We start from the raw sequence: 16745 nt of genomic DNA, 5'->3' as shown, positions 1-16745 counted from the left end.
GCGGTCAGGACTTTCGCGCGCCGTCCTCGGGCACGCCTGGCGGTGACTTCGGCGTACCCAGGCGCCGTCTGAGGAACGGCTCCTGGGACAGGACGGCGCCCACGCTGAGGCCGACGGCGACGGCCACGCACACCACGATCAGCCAGGACAGCAGGACGAAGACCGAACCCGCGGGACCGTAGCCGGCCAGCGCCCGGTTGAGGGCGCGCGGCATGTAGAAGTGCGCGGTCACGGACAGGGCACTGACCGCGAGTGCCGTGATGACGGCACCCGGCAGGAGGGGCGGCCAGCGGACGGCACCGCCCAGCAGCAGATGCTGCGTCCACCACCACATGACCACCTGGATGACGAGGATGACCGGAGCGCCGAGCTCGGCCCCCCGACCGAACCCGTTGTGCAGCAGGCCTTGCAGGATCAGCGCCCCTAGCCACAGGACGATCCACGCCAGCCACCGCCATGGAGCGACCTTCGACTCCGTGCGGGACAGCACCCAGGCCCGTCTGCACAGCCGCTGCACCGCGCGGCTCACCGCGGTGGCCGACAGCAGCACCATCAGCACGCCCACCAGGCCGGTCGCCTGGCGCAGGTCGTCGCTGGCCGGCGCAAACGCCTGCTCCACCTGGGCCTTCGAGTCTCCCGTCAGACCGAACACGGAACTCACCGACGTCGCGACCTGGTCCTGCACCGCCTCCGGCGCGTACGCGCCGAACACGAACAACAGCGGGACCGCGGTCAGGAAACACTGCGCCGCGATGCGGGTGGCGGAGTCGAAGATGTTCACGGACACGAGCCGGTCTACGAGTCCCGTGATCACCGGGAAGCGGCTCTCCAGGCGCGCGTGGACGGCATGCAGCCACGCCGTCAACTGCTGCGTACGGTCACGCCACCACGACGCGCGCAGCAGGGCGGGAGTCCGGGGGCGCGGGTCGCCTTCGGGCCGCTTCGACGGCGGGTCGGAGCCGGACTCCGCACCCGTACCCCCGGCGCTCATCAGACACCGGTGCGGGGGGAACCGGGGCAGGGTGCCGGGACCCCCGCCGCCGACGGCACGCCTGCCGAAGTCTCCATCGAGCCGCTCCTTCCCACCTCAAGAGTGCGCGAGGAACCGGGTCATGGCACCCCCGGCCGGGCCCGTCAGGAGGCGGCCGCACGGTCGGACGGCGGCGGGGCCGCCTTCCCCGGCACAGGAACGGCAGGGCCGGGCGGGAGCAGTTGGACCGTCACGAAAGCCACCACGGCCGACAGCATCACCACGGGCGTCATCGCGGTGCTTCCCATGACGAGGACGACCAGCACCGCACTGCTCACCGGCAGCCGCAGCGCGGCGGCGGACGCGGCCGCCATGCCCGCCGCCAGCCCTGGCACCACGCCCAACCCGGGCAACGGCGCGAGGAGTACGCCCGCCGCGGCCCCGAGGAAGAGCGACGGAAAGATGGGGCCACCACGCAGACTGCCCAGACAGAGCGAGTACGCCGTCGCCTTGAACAGCAGTACGGCGATCAGCGCACCCACGCCCCAGGAGTGCGGATCGTGGGCCAACTGGCCCAGCGTGCCCTGCCCGGACGACGCCACGTCCACCGGCGACCGGTCGGTGATCAGTGTGTACACCGCCGCGCACGCCCCGGCGGCCAGCGCGCAGGCCGTCGTACGCGCGATCGTCCGCTTCGAGACGAACAACGCGGTCAGGCGCCCGGTGTTCATGATCAGGTGCAGGGCGAACCCGATCACGACGGCCATGAGGATGGACCAGAGCACGTCCCCGGCGTCGATCCGGGGCGACGGCGCATTCAGGTCGAGCGACAGGCTGCCGGTCGACAGACCGGTCCAGCGCCCGAACCCGGTGAAGACGAGCGAGCCGATCCCGCTGGCCAGCAGCGCCGGAAGCATGACCGCGAACAATTGCGGGCCGCCCACTCCGGCCACCTCGATGAGGATCACCGCTCCGATCAGCGGGTTGCCGAAGATCGCGGGAAGCGCGGAGGCGGCGCCGGCCGCCGCGAGGAGCGGGGTGCTCCGCGGGGTCACCGGGGCGCGCACCAGTTGGGCGAAGAGGAGGGCCAGGCCGCTGCCGAGCGCGATCAGCGGGGCCTCGGGGCCGAGCGTGGCGCCGAGCGGCAGGCTTGCGAAAGCCGCGATGACGACCCCCGGCAGTGCGGACGCACCCTGACCCGGCGAGTGCAGACCGACGGCCGGAATGTGGCCGCCGGCTCCCGGCAGGTACTTGACCACGAGGCCGACGGTGACGCCGGCGATCGCGAGCAGCGGAAACGGCCACCACCAGGGAGGGGTGTCCCACCCCAGCGCCGAGGGGAGGTCAGACCACAGTGCGTGCTCCAGTTCGTGCACGGCGGCCAGGAACCAGAACGCGAGCAGGGAGACCGGGATGCCGATGAGCGCGCAGAAGGCGAGCGCCTTCTGATAGGCCGGGCTCCGCAGCAGTTCGCGCAGCCGGTCGGCCTCTTCCGGCTGTGTACCGGCGGCCGGCGCAGCCGCAGACCCCGCATCAGGCACGACCCCGTTCCTCCCGTGTCCGTCGCCGTCCGAGGAACAGCGTCCTGAGTCATTGCAGCACCGGGCCCGGCCCCCTGCATGTCCACGCGGAGCCTTCCGGCCCCTTCCGCGGCGCAAGCCCATTGAGCGTGTGCAGCTGTTTGCGGCGTATGCATGTAGAGCGCGTATGCATCTGATCTCCCGGGTACCCAAGAAGCACATCCACCCGTGCGACCGCACGCGAAAGGGGCTGCGAGGCATGCAGATCGATCTGAAGGGGCGCACCGCGCTGGTCACCGGATCCACCCAGGGCATCGGCGCGGCGATCGCCGCCGGCCTCGCCCGAGCGGGTGCCCGTGTGGGCGTCAACGGCCGCAGTCCCGAGCGGGTGGAGCAGAGCGTCGCCGAACTGGCCAAGCGGGTACCGGGCGCCGAGTGGGTGCCAGTGGCCGCGGACGTGACCACGCAGGAGGGTGCGGACCAGGTCGCCGGGATGCTCCCGGACGTCGACATCCTCGTGAACAACCTCGGCATCTTCGGCGCCGCCGACCCGCTGGAGATCAGCGACGAGGAGTGGCGCCGCTACTTCGAGGTGAACGTGCTCTCCGCCGTACGGCTGACGCGGCTGTACCTTCCGGGCATGACCGAGCGGGGCTGGGGCCGGATCCAGTACATCGCCAGCGACTCGGCGATCGTCACCCCGGCCGAGATGATCCACTACGGCATGTCCAAGACGGCACTCCTCTCGGTCAGCCGGGGCTTCGCCAAGCAGGCCGCCGGCACCGGAGTGACGGTGAACTCGGTCATCGCCGGGCCCACCCACACGGGCGGGGTGGAGGACTTCGTCTACGAACTCGTGGACCGCAGCCTGCCCTGGGACGAGGCCCAGCGCGCCTTCATGCGCAAGTACCGGCCGCAGAGCCTGGTGCAACGCCTGATCGAACCGGAGGAGATCGCGAACATGGTGGTCTACGTCAGCTCCGCCCAGGCCTCGGCCACCACGGGCGGCGCACTGCGCGTGGACGGCGGCTACGTCGACTCGATCCTGCCGTGACCCAGGCGGCGCTCGGGCCGGACCGCCGCCGGTGAAGCCATGGACGCTCACGACTCCGCGAGCCGATTGGGCTGGAGCAGGAGCAGGGCGATGTCGTCGATGGGCTGGTTGGTGCGGCGGGTGTGCTGGACGAGGCTGTCCGCGAGCTGGTGCAGCGGGAGGTCGCCCGACTCACCGAGGTGGCGGGCTAGGTCGGCGATGGTCAGGGTGATGTCGGTGCCGGGATCCTCGACGAGGCCGTCGGTGTAGAGCGCGAGGAGCGTCTCCGGGACCAGGGGCAGCGTGGTGACCGGGTACGAGGGGGTGCCCGCGCCGACGCCGAGCGGGGGGCCCGGACTGATGTCGACGACCTCGGCCTTGTTGTCGGCGTGCCGCAACAGCGGGGGAGGGTGCCCGGCGCTGGCGAGGGACACCTCCTGGCGGGCCAGGTCGAGGTGGGCGTAGAGGCAGGAGACGAAACGGCTGGCGTTGAGGTCGGCGAGGTCGCGCTCGGTGTGGATGAGGACCTCGTCGGGAGCGGCTCCGGCGGTGGCGTGGGAGTGGACGGCCATCCGGACCTGGCCCATGAGGGCGGCAGCCATCATGTCGTGCCCCTGCACGTCTCCGATGACCGCCGCGGCGGTGGTGTTGGTCAGGCGGATGAGGTCGTAGAAGTCGCCGCCGATGTTCATGCCCTGCCCGGCCGGGAAGTAGCGGGCGGCGACCTCGAGTCCGGTGACGCTGGGCAGCGCCTGGGGCAGAAGGGTCTGCTGAAGAGCCAGCGCGAGCCCGTGCTTGGCGTCGTAGAGCCGGGCACGGTCCAGGGCCTGGGCGATGAGACCGGCGAGCGGCGTGAGGATGGAACGCTCGGCGACCGGGAACGTGTGCGGGTGGTTGTAGGCGATGAGGAGACAACCGATGGGGCGTCCGGAGCTGAGCAGCGGCAGGAACGCCCACGCCTCCTTGTCGCTGATCTGCGGTGCTCTCGGATAGAGGTGCGCCAGCTCGCCGCGGTCGGCGAAGAACGACGAGGCGCCGGTGGCCAGCGCATGCCCGGCGGGCGTGAGGTCGGCGTCCGTGGGCATGCCGTCGAACTGGTCGATGACGGCCGGCTCGTAGCCGCGGTACCCGATGATCCGGATACGGCCGGCGTCGGCGGTGGACATGATCATGCCGTGGGCGCCGAAGGCGGGCAGGATCTGGTCGCCGACCAGATCGACGACGTCCTGGACACCGACGGTCTCCGTCAGCGCGGCGGCCAGGCCCATCAGGAGATGGATACGGCTGTCCGGCGGAGCGCCGGTGGAGGCCGGCCGCGTGCCGATGGGCCTGGACGAATGGTCGGGCGTGACCAGGATGCTGGTCCCGGTGTCGTCCGTGTGGAGCCGCAGGTCGAGCCACTGGTCCGGCGGGCGCAGCACGGTCAGACCGAGAGACTCACGACTGCTCATCGCGATCCGGTACGCGTCCATGTACGCGATGTTGTCGAGCCACGGCAGCGACATCCACGGCTCGGTGCCCAGCAGCTGCTCCAGGGGACTGCCCAGCAGGCTCGCGGCGGCCGTATTGACGTACGTGACCCGCCCCGCGAGATCGAGGGAGAGGGTGCCGACGGGGAGGCGCTCGACGAGGGTGGCCGCCTCGTGCGCGGACTGCGCGCTCGTGTCCGAGTGGTGGGGCCGGACGAAGTGAGGACGGTCCGGAATCTCGGGTGCGGAGGAAGCCGAGTTCAGCACCCGGGCGACCCGCCGCGCGGCGGAGGCCATACGTCCGCGCTCACGAGGGCTGAGACGGGGAGAGCGGTCCGGGGCCCACAGCAGCAGCATCGTGCCCCGGCAGTGCCGGACGCCCCGGAGCGGGACCATGGCGAACGCGATCTCATAGGGGAGGCTCGCCGCGACGCGCGGGTAGCAGCGCGCCAGCTCCTCCAGGGAACTCACCCAGACGATGCGCTCCTTGCGCACCGAGTCCTGGGCGGGGCCATGGGCGGCATACGCGGTGCGCCACCAGGGCGCGAACGCGTCCACCGGGATGCCGCACAGCGCGATCAGCCCCAGCACTTCCTCGGCCGGGTCCAGTACGTAGACGCCCCCGTACCTGGCACCGGTGCGCTGCACAGCCGCAGCCAAGGCCTCACCGAGCGGATCAGCAACACCTGTCGGAGTCTCACCGGCCCCGGTCATGCGGCGCAAAACCTAACGCCCATATCAAGAACGCTAAGCCCGAGCCGGGGCTAAGGCATGTGGATCAGGCGCGGGAGTGCGGCCAGACGGCGAGGCAAGCCATGCTGACCGCCTCCGGGGCGAGGGTGTGTCCGCCGATCGTCACGCCCCCTCGGCCGTAAGTCGGCCGATGACCCGGATCACCTGTCGTCGGCCGGCGAGGCGCCTCGCGAGGAACGCCATCGTGCGGTTGAGGCGTCCCGCGATGACGCTGGGGGGCGGGTTTCTGCGGTCCAGGGCGGCCAGGGCGGTGCGGACCACATCGGCGGGTGAGGCGAGGCGACTTCCCCCGGCGGCCCGCGTGGTGCCGACGACGTCGAAGAACTCGGTCCGGGTCGCACCGGGGGAGAGGGCCAGCACGCGCAGGCCGGAGCCGCGCGACTCCTCCCACAGCGCTTCGGTGAGGCTCAGGACGAACGCCTTCGTCGCACCGTAGACAGCCATACGCGGGTTGGGCTGATACGCGGCCATGCTCGCCACGTTGACCAGCACCCCGCGCCCGGCCGTACGCAGCGGCTCGATGAACGCGCGGCTGATGTCGGCCACCGCGGTCACATCGACGGCTATCTCCTTGCGCAGCCGTGCAGGGTCGGCCTGGTGGAAGGGCCCGAACGTGGCGAACCCGGCGTTGTTGATCACGCTGGTGACGTGCAGGCCGAGCTGTTCCACCCGCGCGGCCAACACCTGCCCGGGGTTCTCCGTGGCCAGGTCCATCTCCACGACGTGGACCCGGACCCGATGGGCCGCCCGCAGTTCGGCCGCCAGCTCCTCCAACCGGTCCTTGCGGCGGGCGACCAGGACGAGGTCGGAGCCGCGAGCGGCGAGCCGGCGCGCGAACTCGGCGCCGAGGCCGGCACTGGCGCCGGTGATGAGGGTGGTCTGTCCGTGGTAGTCGACGGCCGTCATCGGATGCCCTTCTTTCAGTTGATGCCTATCTGGCAGTTAATGCCAAGTAGGCGGTCGCTGTCCAGAGGGGGTAACCTGACGCCCATGACGACCTTGTGGGACCGCTCTCGGCAGGTGGCCGTCGAGGCGATCCTCGACACGGCGGTCCGCCTGTTCACCGAGCAGGGCTACGAGCAGACGACGATCGCCCAGATCGCGCGGGAGGCGGGGATCTCGCAACGCTCCCTGTTCCGCTACTTCGGCACCAAGGAAGATCTGGTCTGCGGTGACCAGGACGCGCTCGGTGAACTGCTGCGGCAGACCGTGGAGCAGCAGCCGGCCGAAGTCTCCGCCTGGGATGCCCTGCGCGCCGGATTCGAGGTCGTCCTGACCGCCAATCACACCCCCGAGCGGGTCCTGGAGCTGTCCCGCCTCATCTTCGACACGCCCTCGCTGCACGCCCGCTACATCGAGAAGCGCCTGCGTTGGCAGGCCGAACTCGTCCCGGTCGTCCAGACGCGGCTCGCCCCCGGCGCCGGGGATTCACCTGCCCCGGCTTCGGACCCGCGCGCCAAGGCGATCGTCGCCACGGTCTTCGCCTGCGTGGACACGGCAAGCGAACTCTGGGTCAGGCACGACGGCCGGCTCGACCTGGCCGACCTCTACGATCAGTGCCTCGCGGCGGTACGGAGCACCGACTGAGGCGGACGCCCTCCGCCTCCGTGGTGTGTCGCATCCTGGACGCCTTCTGTGATGATCCAGTTACCTTGCGAAGTCGGCAGTGTCAGGTGAGGGGATACGCATGGACTCGGGCAGGCGTCAGTTTCTCGGCAGGTGCGGAGTTGCGGTGACGGGCGCCGCGGTGCCGTTCGCCCTCCCTCACGGCATGCTCCAGCAGGCGTATGCCCGCCCGGACGTCGAGGCGAGTGTCGTGACGGCGCGACATGGCGGCGTCGGTCATGAGCGGTTCATGTGGCTGGCCATCGAGCAGGCCCGCAGGAACCCCAAGTGGCCCTTCGGCGCGGTCATCGTGCACACCCGCACCGGCGAGATCCTGGCGGGCGGAGTCAACACCGGGACGGACAGTCCCCTGTTGCACGGCGAGGTGGTCGCCATGAACGACTACGTGCGGCGGCAGGGCAATCAGGGCTGGGCCGACGCCACCCTCTACACCACGGGCGAGCCCTGCTCGATGTGTATGAGCGCGATGGCGTGGGCGAACCTGCGGCGCGTCGTCTGGGCCAGCTCGATCGACGACATCCGCAGCACCGGCATCATCCAGATCGACCTGACCGCACGCCAGGTGGCCGACGCGGCGAGCTCCTTCTACACCCCGCAGCTGCTGATGGGCGGTGTCCTCGCGAACCACACCAACCGCCTCTTCCGGCAGGCCCAGCGGCTGCGCGAGAGCCTCCCGGACGCGCCGGGAGTGACGCACGGGTAGAGACGACACTCGCCCGGTACGGATAGTTATGCTCGGGCACTGTGAGTGACCAGCGTGGCGGGCGTGCCGACGAGCATCCGGAACGAGGGACGGCCCTGCACCTCGCCCTTGTCCTGCTGGTCGCCGCGTCCGGAGCGGTGGAAGCCATCTCCTTCACCGCGCTGGAACACGTCTTCGCCGGGGTGATGACCAGCAATCTCGCCCTGCTCGGGATGGCGATCGGCCGCGGGCAGGCGACGGGCGTGACCGCGGCGGTGCTGGCGCTGACGGGGTTCGCCCTGGGCGCTGCCGTGACCGCCCGACTCACCCGCCGGAGCGGGGACGCGGGAACGTGTTGGCCCGCGCCGGTGATGTTCTGTCTGGTCGGCGAGGCGGTCCTACTGGCGGCCGGCGCCGTGATCTGGGCTGCCCTGGGCGGAACGCCTGGGCAAACCGCGCGGGACGCCTTGCAGTTCGGTGCCGCCGCGACGATGGGTGTCCAGTCGGCGGCCATGGTGGCGGCCGGGCGGGCCGCCTCACCGACCACCTATCTGACCGGCACGTTCGCCACGTACATCGTGCGGGGCGTGGGAACGGGCCGCCCGGATCGCTGGGCGCCCGCGCAGCTGACCGCGCTGATGGTGGGGGCGGGAATCTCCATGCTGCTGCTCCGGGAGGCCCGGGAGTGGGCCGGCGTACTGCCCGTGCTGCTGGTGGTGTGCGCCATCCTGACGGCCGCCGCGCCGATGATCCGCATGCGCCTCGACCCGGGCGGCAGTTGAGGGCCGAGCGCCCGTGCCGGTCGGTACGTCCGGCTGTGCTCCGGCGGATGTTGCGACCCGCGCGTCGACCGCCAGCAGGCCCGGCCGGAAACCAGGTGCGGCCGGTCGGCGCGGTGGTGTGTCATCGACGGCATGACGATCGCGTTGGGCAGGCCGGGAGTCGACGGGCTGAGCGGGACCGTGGGTGTGCTGCGGGAGTGGCAGTACGAAGGGGCGCCCATGCAACTGCATCCGGGGGACCTTGGCTGGTTCTGGCGGTTCGGCGCCGGCGTGACGGCCGAGGCGGTCCGGACCTGGAGCCAGGGCGGAAACATTCTCGCCGTCGGGCTGCTGGACGGCCCCGACCTGCTCCGACTGACGATCGCCCCCGACGCTCACCGGGATGAGGAACTGGCGCGCCAGCTGGTCAAGGACGTGTCCCGGACGGAACACGGTGTGTTCAGGGAGGGCAAGGCCTACATCGAGGCCCCCATGGCCGCGCTCGTCCAGGAACTCCTGGCCGAGGACGGCTGGGACGTCGACGAACCGTGGACGCCGCTGCGTCGCGACCTCGCCGAGCCGGTGGAGGACCCGGGCGTGCGGATCGAGGTGATCGGACCGGAGCAGGCGCACGTGCGAGCGGCCGTACAGCGGGCGTCGTTCGACAGCTCGACGTTCACGGACGAGCGCTGGCACGCGATGGCGAGCGGCGAACTGTACGCCGACGCCCGGTGTCTCGTCGCGTACGACGACCGTGGCGACGCGGTGGCGGCGGTGACGGTGTGGTCGGCCGGGCGGGGCAAACCCGGCCTGCTGGAGCCGATGGGCGTCGCTCGGGACCATCGCGGTCGCGGCCACGGCAGGGCGATCACCGTCGCCGCGGCGGCCGCGCTCCAGGAGCTGGGGTCGTCGAGCGCGATCGTGTGCACGCCGAGCTCCAACATCGGCGCCGTAGCCACCTACAGGTCGGCCGGCTTCGAGCCGCGACCCGAGGTCCGGGACCGCAGCCGGGACGCGTAGCGGCCGCGTCGGATCAGTCGCGGCGAGCGGCGGACCGCTTCAGCAGGAAGTGTCCACTCGCGCCCGCGCACAGCAGAAAGAAGGCTGTTCACCGCCACGGCGGTGGCCAGCATGGCCACTCCTGCCGTCAGCGGGCGTCCGCCGGCGGCTGCGCGGGCGGGGGCGTCGGATGCTGCCTGCGTCATGAGGTTTCCGTTTCCGGGCGGGGACCTGGGGACGTACGTCGACCGGCGACCGCGTACCGCGGCGGACGGCCACGGGACAGCGGACGGTTCCGGGGCTCCGCAGTCGCAACGAGAGGGCGGGCTGCTACGAGACGGGCGTGGAGATGCGCGAGGGCGACGCGGCGGCGGAGGAGTCCGCGGTCGATCGCTTGCGCAGCTCGCGGGCGTACATGACGCGCAGGCTCACCACCGCGGTGGCCGTGGTGGCGAGGACGCCGCAGCCGATGGCGAGGCCGGCGGCCAGAGCCGTGTGGTGGTCCAGGCCGAGAGTGCGCTCGAAGACCGGGGTCGCACCGGCCGAGAGCACGGGTGCCAGGCACAGCGCTGTCAGGTGCAGCCGCCATTCCTCGCGGGCCCAGGTGCGGCCCTGCCGTGCCGCGCGCCTCGCGGCGGCGGCCATGACGGCGTAAGTGACGGCGTACGGCAGCAGATAGCCCGCCAGCAGACGGTGACCCGCCGCACCGAAGTCCAGGTACGAGTACACGATCCAGGCCAGCGCGGCGGCGCCGGCCAAGTGGGCTGCGGCCAGCACCGGCAACGGGGCCCACGAACCGGCCACCCCGTCGACCGTCGCGCGCCGGTCGAGCGAGCGCGAGGCGATGAGCGCGCCGAACGCGACCACCGACCCCAGATGCATGATGGCCACCTGGTTGATCTCGGCCATCGACAGCCCCGGCATCAGCACCGGCAGACCGCCCCACTCCAGGCGCAGCAGGGGAGCGGTCAGCAGAAAGCCGTAGCAGAGCAGCATCCAGCGCTGGTGCAGATCGGGGAAGCCGCCGACGGCGGACAGGATGCCGAAGGTCACGCTCATCACGGTGCCCACCAGGATGGTGGCGAGCACGATCCAGAACGCCGCCCCGCTGAAGGCGTCCGCGGGCGCGGTGCGCGCCAGGTACAGGCCGGCGCCCGCCATGGAGGCATACACGGTCACCGCGAACACCACACCGAGCGCCCGGTGCAGACGCGTCCGCCGCCGGGCCGCCGTCAGCAGCTGCGCGGGCCCCAGGAGCATGAGCAGGCCCCCGAGCACCGAGTGCACGATCATCGGCACCAGGCTGTGCCGGTACGGCTCGATGCGGGTGGCCAGCGCGTCCGCGACATAGCTCGGGGAGACGAGGCGGGACATCAGCCACTCGCCGAACGCGGGCGCGCCGGGGCTCGCGTACGGCCACAGCTCGGTCATCGCGACCGGCGCGTACGCGACACACATGACGGTCACCGCGATCGTGGCGCCACGGCGCCAAGTACTGCTCGTCGGACGGCCCACGGCGACCTCCTGCTCATGGCCGCTGCACGGCCGAAACCAATAGTCCAGATTGGACTATCGAGAAGGTAGAGGGGCTCAATGCCGAGGTCAACGGTCCGTGGCGGTCGGAAATCGTCAGGAATCCGTGGACGCGCGGTCCTCCCGCTGCCGCACCCACGCCCAGAAGTCGACCATCATCCGCTCGTACCGGATGCCGAACTCCAGCGCCTCGCGCTGCCCGGGGGTCAGCAACCCCCCGACCTCGTCGGCGAGTTCCTCGTACGATCGCAGGGTGCGCCGATGCTCGTCGACCTGGACCGGGGCCAGCACGTCCGGCTGTCCGCCGAACCACAGCTTGAGGATGCCGCGCTCCCTCGCCTCCACGGGCACGAACTCCGGATCCCCGAGCCACTCCTGAAGAGCGGCACGCCCCTCGTCCGTGAGCGTCAGCACTCGCCGGTTACGCCCGCTCTCCTGCCGCACCTGCGACAGCAGCCCCGCCTCCAGCAGCCGGTCGCACTGCGCGTACACCTGGGCGTGCGGCACCGACCAGAACGGTGCCACCGTGCGCGCCGCCTCCCCCTTCACGTCGTACGCACTCGCCTCGCCCAGCTTGTCGATGATCCCGAGCACGAGGTAGGAGGGGGTCGTCAACCGCACGTCAGCCATGAGGTGACCGTATCGCCCCAGGTGACGCCAGAAGGGGTGCGGGCGTGCCCGTGCGGGGGTGTTCGGAAGGGTGAAGGAGGCGCCACCATCCGGACGCCGTCCGCGTGGCGTGCGTCGCGGCCGTGGCGCCCGTGGTGTGCCCTGACGCAATAGGACGGCCCACCCGTGAAGGAGACACACGGCATGCTCGGACAGTCGCAGGCCTTCAGCGGCTTCTCGGTCGACGATCTCGACGAGGCCCGCCGGTTCTACGGAGAGACTCTCGGCCTCCAGGTCGAGGACACCGGTGAGGGGGAGATGCGCATGCTGACCCTCCGGCTCGGCGGCGGCACCCAGGTCTTCGTCTACCCCAAGCCGACGCACACCCCCGCGACGTTCACGATCCTCAACTTCCCGGTCGACGACATCGAGGCCGCCGTGGACGGGTTGCAGCGGCGTGGCGTGTCCCTGACGCGCTACCCCGGATTCGAGCACGACGAGAAAGGCATCGTCCGTGTCGGCAACGGCGGCCCCGCGGCGATCGCCTGGTTCACCGACCCTGCCGGAAACGTCCTCTCCGTACTCCAGGAACACTGACCGCTCACCCGCTGCCCTTGCGGGCGTGCTCAAGCAACCTCAGAGAGCGCCGTGCGGTCTTGCCGGATGCCGGCGTATCGGACGAGACGCCTTGCAGAGCGGCTGAGCGAGGGTGGGGATGACGAGTCTGAACACCTCGGTGACGTGGGTGGACGCACGCGAGAGGCTGCCCGGGAGCGGCACGCCGGTGGCAGCGGCGATCACCGGCCGCTATCCGGAAGAAGACGCCACCGAACCCGATCCTCCTCCGACGGGCGAGGAGTTCTGGCTGGTGAGGCCGATGGTCTTCACGACGCAGCACTGGAGCGAGGACGGCACGGAGCACCGGGACTGCTTCGTCGACTCCGACGGTGTCGTCCGCCTGCCGTACGGCCTGACCAGCGACGAAACGGTGACCCACTGGGCCGAACTCCCCACCCTGCCGGGCGGGAGGACCCACGGCGTCCTCGGGAAGGACGTGGAGCCGGCGCTCCGGAACGCCTGGAGCGCCCGTCACCTCACCTGACCCGGCCCGCTCCCACGGGTGATTGACCGCCGGGAGGACGGATAACGGCACCCGCTCGCCGGAACAAAAGGGGTAGGACCCCTTGGCGAGAGGGAGGCGGGCATGGGCGTAGCCGAGAACCCAGTCACCGAGCAGCCGCGCCGGTTCTACGACGGCGGCGTCGACGCGACCGCGGGACAACCGGAAGTTCCGCCCGACCCCGACGCGGATCCCCGGATCGAACTCGTCCGGCATGTCCTCGGCGGCCAGGAGGAGTTCGCGGTGCGACGCCGCATCGCCTACCGGGACCGCCACCTCGGCGAGCTGCTGGTGCCCCGGCTGACCGCCACCTTCCGCACCGACCTGACCTCTGTCCCCGCCTTCTTCACCTGGCTCGTGCCCAAGACCGGGAACCATCTGCCGGCAACGCTGCTGCACGACGGACTGATCCACCCTCCCGGCGACCCGACGTACGTCTCGACCGAGGGCCACGTGGTGCGGCGCGTGGAGGCCGACCGAGTGCTGCGGGACGCCATGGCGGACGCCGGGACCGCGCTCGTGAGGCGGTGGCTGGTCTGGTCGGCCGTGACGACGGTGACGATGCTCGACGGCGGGGGAACGGGCTGGACGAAGGCCCGCACCTGGTACTACCGCCTGGTCGCGGCCCTGACTGTCGTAGTGATCCTGGCACTCGGCGTCCTGGCGACCCTCGACCTCTTCGACATCCGGATCCCCTTCAACCCGACACAGCTGTGGATGGGCGACCGGACGTGGTTCGTCGAGATCGTCAACGGGCTGTCGGCCGCGATCGCGATCCCGCTGCTGCTCGCCCGGCTGTTCTGGGGCAAGGACCTCTGGATCGCCGGCGCGGTCCTGGGAGTCAGCCTGTCGGTGCTGCTGCACGTCACGGTGGCGGTGCTCGTCATCAGCGGGCTGTACCAGTTGGTCGAGCGCTTCACGAGGAGCGTGCCACGAGCTGCGACAGTGCTGGCCTGCGTGGGGATGGTGGCGGCGCCGGTGTGGTTCGTGGTCGCGGTGATCGTCACGCGGTGATGGACCGACGACTGAGGGCATCCCGGGGAACTCGGGTACGTCGCATGGGGTGCCCGGCCGGGAAGCCGGGCACCCCGTCCGACGTACGAGGTCGTGTCAGCGCCGCACCGGCGTCGCCTCGGCCGCCACCGAACTCCGGGTGCTGCTGCGGTAGATGGAGATGCCCAGGGCGAGCAGCCAGTAGCTGAGGATCGCGCCCATCAGGGCCGTGGTGCCCCAGCCGTTCGCCGCGTAGAAGTTCGCCGGGGTGTTGCCGAAGAACAGGGACGGTACGAAGAGGAGATTGAGACCGGCCAGGGCGTAGGCGGAGCGGCTGGTCCAGCGGGGCAGCAGGTTCGTGCGGGCGATGGCGTAACCCACCGAGGCGAGGAACAGGGCCAGCAGCAGGCGTCCGATCGATCCGTAGAGGATGTAGGTCCCGCTGACGGTGATGGTCGGGTCGATGGAGTGGTCGGCGGCGATGACAGCGCCGGCTTCCAGCCCGCTGGAGACCAGGGTGACCGTCGTGTAGACCAGTCCGCCGGCGAAGGCCATCGAACCCACCCACTCGTAGGCCGGGTTCACCCGCTTCACCAACTCGCGGAAGGCCGTGACGAACACGATCAGGAACGCCAGCGCGACGATCGCGATCAGCAGCCTGGCCAGGACGTTGGCGTCCGGCGGCGGGCCGGAGTAGATGAAGTACAGCGGCACCTCGATGATCAGCGCGGCCGCCGTGCCGATGCCGGCGAGTCCCGTCACGCGCCTGGCGAAGGTCTCGTTCATTGGGGTTCCCCCGAAGGTCCGTTGGTGGATTCATGTCGTCGGTCCGTTCTCCGACGACATGAATCCTGCCGCCCGCGACATGGACCGTCCCTGGGCCTGGACACCCGATCGGCGGACCTGGAACCCCGGTCAGTGGGTGGCCCTTGTGACACCCCCGGGCCGCGCCCGGCGGGGCCCTCTCTTGGCGCTCCGAGGCCCTGGGGCAGGCGGAAGACGCGCCCGAGGGCGTCGGACAGCGCGGATGCCGCGTCCGAAGCGGTCAGCGGTGACAGCCGGGCGCCCAGATAGCCGTCCGGGCGGATGAGGAAGGCTGTCGGAGCCTCGACGCCGTACAGCCGCGCGAACTCCGCCGCGCCGTCCCGGAAGACGGGCAGGCGCAGACCGTCAGGGTCGGCCGGCTGGCGGACGCTCTGAGTCGTGACCTCGTCCCGGCCGACCACGAACGCGGTGATGCGGTCGCCGGCCAGCCGGTGCCCGGTGGCGGCGGCCTCCCGGCACCAGGCGAGCGCGTCGGCCGAGTCGGCGTACAGGACCAGTACGTGCCCGCGGTCGCGCAGGAGGTCGTACAGGCGCAGGGGCGTCGAGACCACGCCCGCGAGGAGACCGGCACAGTCGGGCGCACGCTCACCGGCACGCGGGCCCGGTGATCCCGTGTCGCCGGACGCCACCAAGGGGCTGCTCGGGTAGGCGACCAGCAACTGGGCTTCGCGCAACATCACCGTCGTCATGTCGTCCGGCGTCGCGCGGATGCCCTGGGTGGCGTGCTTGACCGTACGTCCCACCACCTCCTCGCCGACCGGGCGACGCTCGGCGTCATAGCTGTCGAGCAGCCGGGGACGGGCGACGCCCTCCAGCGTGAGTGCCAGTTTCCAGGCGAGGTTGTAGGCGTCCTGGATGCCGGTGTTCATGCCCTGGGCGCCGGTCGGCGGATGGATGTGCGCGGCGTCGCCGGCGACGAAGACCCGGCCGAGGGAGTACCGGTCGACGAGGCGATGACTGATGCGGAAGACCGACGACCAGCGCATGGCGGACGCCGTGGTGGGCTCCGGGGACAGCCGGTCGAGGACGGCCTGGATGTGCCCGAGTTCGGGAGCCCGCCCGCCTTCCAGCCCATGGGCGACCGAGTCGTGCAACGCGCCTTCGCCACTGGCCGAGAGCTCGGGCGGCACCAGCATCGACATGCGGTACCGGCGATCCCCGGGCAGCGGGATGCAGACCAGGAGATCGTCGATACGGCCGTCCTCGTCGTGGTGCGTGGCGCGTATGCCGTAGCCCTGGGGGAGGCTCCAGTCCACCGCCACGTCGGCGAGCATGTACTCCTCCGGAAACGCACCCCCCTCGAAGGAGAGCCCGAGCCCCTTGCGGACGGTGCTGTGCGCCCCGTCGCAGCCGATCAGGAAGCGCGACCGTACCTCCTGCTCGGCACCGGACGCCGTGACGATCCGGCTGACCACTCCGTCCTCGTCCTGCGTGAACCCCACCAGCTCGGTGCCCCGCTCGATCCCGCTGCCGAAACGGGCGAACTGCTCCTCGATGATCCGCTCCGTCTCGTACTGAGGGAGAGCCGCGAAGCCGTACGGCACCTCGGGCGGCAGCCGTACCTCGAAGCGATCCTGCTCCACGCCGTCGTCGTACAGCAGATGCCCGCGCATCGGCACGGCGACCTCGAGAGCGGCGCGGACCATGCCCATCCGGTCCCAGATCTCGAGGGTCCGCGGTTGTACGCCCACGGCCTTGGCGTACGGCAACCGGGCGGGAAGTCGGTCGATGACACGGCAGGCGACCCCTTGCCGCCGCAGTTCCGCCGCCGCGGTCAGCCCGACGGGTCCAGCTCCCACGATCAGTACGTCCGTGTCCACCACCGGCGTCTCCCGCCACAGGCCCCCCTTGC

16 protein-coding genes are annotated in these 16745 nt (G+C 71.0%); 8 read left to right on the top strand and 8 right to left on the bottom strand.

Going from position 1 to position 16745, the window contains the following annotated elements; all coding sequences use genetic code 11:
• Window positions 1-4 precede the first annotated feature (4 nt).
• Together CP983_RS01820 and CP983_RS01815 are read right to left on the bottom strand one after the other, a co-directional pair.
• A complete protein-coding gene (locus CP983_RS01820; protein ID WP_150498254.1) occupies window positions 5-991 on the bottom strand; it encodes a YhjD/YihY/BrkB family envelope integrity protein in 987 nt (328 codons plus the stop codon).
• 143 nt (window positions 992-1134) lie between these two features.
• A complete protein-coding gene (locus CP983_RS01815) occupies window positions 1135-2511 on the bottom strand; it encodes a chloride channel protein (RefSeq protein ID WP_229914612.1) in 1377 nt (458 codons plus the stop codon).
• Between the two features lie 238 nt (window positions 2512-2749).
• Between CP983_RS01815 and CP983_RS01810 the strand changes: the two genes are divergently transcribed.
• A complete protein-coding gene (locus CP983_RS01810; RefSeq protein ID WP_150498252.1) occupies window positions 2750-3544 on the top strand; it encodes an SDR family NAD(P)-dependent oxidoreductase in 795 nt (264 codons plus the stop codon).
• 47 nt (window positions 3545-3591) lie between these two features.
• On the opposite strand, the gene CP983_RS01805 is transcribed toward CP983_RS01810, so the two are convergent.
• Together CP983_RS01805 and CP983_RS01800 are read right to left on the bottom strand one after the other, a co-directional pair.
• Window positions 3592-5706: a SpoIIE family protein phosphatase gene (locus tag CP983_RS01805; RefSeq protein ID WP_150498251.1), complete on the bottom strand. Its 2115-nt coding sequence runs from the start codon at window positions 5704-5706 to the stop codon at window positions 3592-3594.
• Between the two features lie 141 nt (window positions 5707-5847).
• Window positions 5848-6651, bottom strand: coding sequence for an SDR family NAD(P)-dependent oxidoreductase (locus CP983_RS01800; protein ID WP_150498250.1), 804 nt, complete (start codon window positions 6649-6651; stop codon window positions 5848-5850).
• Between the two features lie 84 nt (window positions 6652-6735).
• On the opposite strand from CP983_RS01800, the gene CP983_RS01795 reads away from it, so the two are divergent.
• The 4 genes from CP983_RS01795 to CP983_RS01780 all read left to right on the top strand — a co-directional run bounded on the left by CP983_RS01795 (window position 6736) and on the right by CP983_RS01780 (window position 9834).
• Window positions 6736-7332 carry a TetR/AcrR family transcriptional regulator gene (locus CP983_RS01795; RefSeq protein ID WP_150498249.1) on the top strand — a complete coding sequence of 199 codons (597 nt, stop codon included), beginning with the start codon at window positions 6736-6738 and terminating at the stop codon, window positions 7330-7332.
• A 145-nt stretch (window positions 7333-7477) separates the two neighbouring features.
• Window positions 7478-8074, top strand: coding sequence for a nucleoside deaminase (locus tag CP983_RS01790; RefSeq protein WP_229914611.1), 597 nt, complete (start codon window positions 7478-7480; stop codon window positions 8072-8074).
• A gap of 41 nt (window positions 8075-8115) precedes the next feature.
• Window positions 8116-8835, top strand: a complete 720-nt coding sequence (locus CP983_RS01785) for a YoaK family protein (RefSeq protein WP_107910539.1) — start codon at window positions 8116-8118, stop codon at window positions 8833-8835.
• A 132-nt stretch (window positions 8836-8967) separates the two neighbouring features.
• Window positions 8968-9834: a GNAT family N-acetyltransferase gene (locus tag CP983_RS01780; protein WP_150498247.1), complete on the top strand. Its 867-nt coding sequence runs from the start codon at window positions 8968-8970 to the stop codon at window positions 9832-9834.
• A gap of 309 nt (window positions 9835-10143) precedes the next feature.
• On the opposite strand, the gene CP983_RS01775 is transcribed toward CP983_RS01780, so the two are convergent.
• Both CP983_RS01775 and CP983_RS01770 read right to left on the bottom strand, forming a co-directional pair.
• A complete protein-coding gene (locus CP983_RS01775) occupies window positions 10144-11328 on the bottom strand; it encodes a DUF2306 domain-containing protein (RefSeq protein WP_229914610.1) in 1185 nt (394 codons plus the stop codon).
• Window positions 11329-11442: 114 nt separating this feature from the next.
• Entirely contained in the window at window positions 11443-11976 is a 534-nt protein-coding gene (locus tag CP983_RS01770; RefSeq protein WP_150498246.1) for a PadR family transcriptional regulator, read from the bottom strand.
• A 183-nt stretch (window positions 11977-12159) separates the two neighbouring features.
• On the opposite strand from CP983_RS01770, the gene CP983_RS01765 reads away from it, so the two are divergent.
• The 3 genes from CP983_RS01765 to CP983_RS01755 all read left to right on the top strand — a co-directional run bounded on the left by CP983_RS01765 (window position 12160) and on the right by CP983_RS01755 (window position 14089).
• The gene (locus tag CP983_RS01765) at window positions 12160-12552 is read left to right on the top strand and encodes a VOC family protein (RefSeq protein ID WP_150498245.1); all 393 of its coding nucleotides are present in this window, start codon (window positions 12160-12162) and stop codon (window positions 12550-12552) included.
• A 118-nt stretch (window positions 12553-12670) separates the two neighbouring features.
• Window positions 12671-13057, top strand: a complete 387-nt coding sequence (locus CP983_RS01760; protein WP_150498244.1) for an AQJ64_40280 family protein — start codon at window positions 12671-12673, stop codon at window positions 13055-13057.
• A 102-nt stretch (window positions 13058-13159) separates the two neighbouring features.
• Entirely contained in the window at window positions 13160-14089 is a 930-nt protein-coding gene (locus CP983_RS01755; protein WP_150498243.1) for a DUF1353 domain-containing protein, read from the top strand.
• A 96-nt stretch (window positions 14090-14185) separates the two neighbouring features.
• On the opposite strand, the gene CP983_RS01750 is transcribed toward CP983_RS01755, so the two are convergent.
• Complete coding sequence (locus CP983_RS01750) at window positions 14186-14854, bottom strand: hypothetical protein (RefSeq protein WP_150498242.1); 669 nt, start codon at window positions 14852-14854, stop codon at window positions 14186-14188.
• A complete protein-coding gene (locus CP983_RS01745) occupies window positions 14851-16716 on the bottom strand; it encodes an FAD-dependent monooxygenase (protein ID WP_229914609.1) in 1866 nt (621 codons plus the stop codon). The genes CP983_RS01750 and CP983_RS01745 overlap by 4 nt, the downstream gene beginning before the upstream one ends.
• Between the last annotated feature and the right edge of the window lie 29 nt (window positions 16717-16745).

This window comes from Streptomyces chartreusis (genome assembly GCF_008704715.1).
GTDB classification, from domain to species: domain Bacteria; phylum Actinomycetota; class Actinomycetes; order Streptomycetales; family Streptomycetaceae; genus Streptomyces; species Streptomyces chartreusis.
The sequence above is the reverse complement of the archived record's forward strand: the minus strand, read 5'-3'. Positions and strand labels throughout refer to the sequence as shown.